Source organism: Polynucleobacter sp. 35-46-11, from assembly GCF_002281105.1.
The window spans coordinates 1-2413 of record NZ_NCFJ01000394.1; the positions used below are offsets into that span (position 1 = coordinate 1).

At 44.3% G+C, this 2413-nt stretch carries 2 protein-coding genes; both read left to right on the top strand.

The genetic code is table 11. From position 1 onward, the window contains the following. Nucleotides 1–970: TAXI family TRAP transporter solute-binding subunit (locus tag B7Y67_RS15400; RefSeq protein WP_293599390.1), on the top strand; the 970-nt coding region annotated here is incomplete at its 5' end. A 32-nt stretch (nucleotides 971–1002) separates the two neighbouring features. Further along, the gene (locus B7Y67_RS15405; protein ID WP_293599391.1) at nucleotides 1003–2355 is read left to right on the top strand and encodes a DUF3422 domain-containing protein; all 1353 of its coding nucleotides are present in this window, start codon (nucleotides 1003–1005) and stop codon (nucleotides 2353–2355) included. Nucleotides 2356–2413 lie beyond the last annotated feature (58 nt).

Consider the following 2413-nt stretch of genomic DNA (forward strand, 5'->3'; position numbering starts at 1 on the left):
GGAAATTAAGGCGGGTAATTTTAGAGACGCCAACGGTCAAATGAAATATTTCCTAAAGGGGAAAGTTTCAGTAGGTGCAGTTGGTAGTGGCACCCACTCTCAAGCTATGCGCTTGATTCAGGCATCCGGACTTCAGAAAGAAGCTCATTTCTTATATTTACCTAACCATGAGGCAGTAAATGCCCTTAAGAAGGGTGAGATTGATGGGGCATTTTTAGTTGATGGTTATCAATCAGAAAATGTTCAAGCATTACTGAGTGATCCACAAATTCATCTCGCCGGATTTGAGCGAGCCGAGGCATATACCCATCTCTTGCCTTACTTGCATATCTTAAGAGTGCCTATTGGTGGATTTAGTTTGCCCAGAAACAATCCTGATGCTGACATACAGTTGATATCAACAACAACCAATCTATTGATTGATGATCGCATGCATCCTGCACTTCAATTCCTATTTTTAGAAGCGGCGCATCAAATTAACGGCAAAGCTAATTTCTTTGCGCGGCGTGGTGAATTCCCTTTCTTTGGAGATTCTCACTTCCCAGAGAGTTCAGTTGCTGTGCATTATGAGAAAAATGGTTCGCCTTGGTTGATGACCTTTTTCCCATTTTGGTTAGCGGAGCTCATCAACCGTTTAGTTTTTGTATTCTTGCCCTTCTGTGCCATTGCTTATCCAGCCCTCATTAGTCTTCCTGGCTATCGGGATAAGCGGATGCGCCGCAAGATTAATTCTTTGTATGGGATTCTCAAAGGCTATGAGCAGGAGATGATTGAGGGTTTCTCATCAGGATCTGGTGATGAATATCTTAAAAAGCTGGATTTGTTGGAATATGAAGCGCTCCAATTAAAAGTTCCCAAGAGTATGGCTGGCGACTACTATACTTTGAGGACCAGTATTGATTATGTGCGTAACTGCTTAAATCGAGATACAAGACCATATCAACTTCAAGATGCTAGTGTTGATATTTAATACGATATGCTGCTTAAATAAAGATTTGTCCTATGAGACCTTATGATCACCCGATGAGAATGCAGTTGCACGAAGAAGTGCATGCTCGCCCCCCAATTGCATTATGGCCAAACGAAAGGGTGCTATCCCAATCTTTTTTGCTCGATGCGAATTCTCGCCAGACCCAAATTGAATGGATTCAAAAGTTAAGCAATGCTTTGGGTGTATCTAATGATGAGCGCGGACACTCTTTCAAAATATTGACTCTAGCTCCTGAGCCGCAAAGGGTGCTGATTAAGTGGGAATTGCATGGTGAGTTTGCAACCATCGCAGCCATTGTGCATAACCCCGTCAAAATTACTGGACCTCTTCTGCAGTCTCGCCTAGCCCTTGAAAAGAGTTTGGATAAATTACTTCAGGATCTGGGTTGCCCTATTATTGTTGAGGCGGGTGGCGAAAGAATTTCCGCCTTAGATCTCGCGTTTGAGCATCGCCCTCTGTTTTCTGAGGCTCAAGAGGTTTCCGCTATTTTTAGTGGCAATACTGTGCTGGGAAGTTATATTTTGTTGAGCAAGCGCGCTCAACTGTGGACGGATTTAAGTTTGGATGAAGATGGCTTCATCTCTTACTTTATTCCACACGATATCTTGGGCTCACGACAAGCTGGTCGTATAGCGCGAGCTCTTGCTGAGGCGGAAACCTATCGTATGGCAGCTATGATCGCATTCCCAGTAGCCAAGAGCCTCTCTATGCCGCTGAGAAGCGCGGAGTCGGAATTGGCAGATCTTTCTGAGAATATTTCTCAGCTACAAACCGAGCCTGGTATCCATACCGAAAAGGATGGACAGTTTTTAGGTGAGCTTTCTCATTTAGCCTCAAGAGCCGAGCAGTGGATTTCAGGCTATGGATTACGATTTACGGCCTCAGAGGCATACAGTCAATTGCTTAGTAAAAACCTATACGAGTTAGCAGAATCCCCGATTCCAGGTGTGCAGTCCTTGTCAGAGTTTATGGATCGTCGTTTTCAGCCTGCGATGGGAACCTGTATTTGGACTCAGCGTAGGTTAAAGGAGTTATCTGACCGAATCTCGAGAACAACTCAAACCCTGAGGACCCGTATTGAATTTGTAAATGAGGAGCAGACGCAGAAATTACTAGCTAGTATGGATCAGAGAGCGCGTTTGCAATTGCGCCTGCAAGAGACGGTAGAGAGTCTATCGGTTCTGGTGTTGACTTACTATGCAGTGAGTTTATTGGCCTATGTTGCTAAAGGCGGCAAAGAGGCTGGTCTTGCCATTCATCCAGAGATTGTTGCTGCAATTGCAGCTCCAGTGGTGGCGATCGTCTTCTTGTTCATTAGTAAGCGACGACGCAAGCGAATAGTTGAAATGGGTAAGTCCCTTTAGACATTAAAAAAGAGGCTTAGGCCTCTTTTTTAATTGCAACGGTTTCTTGATGAGCTTA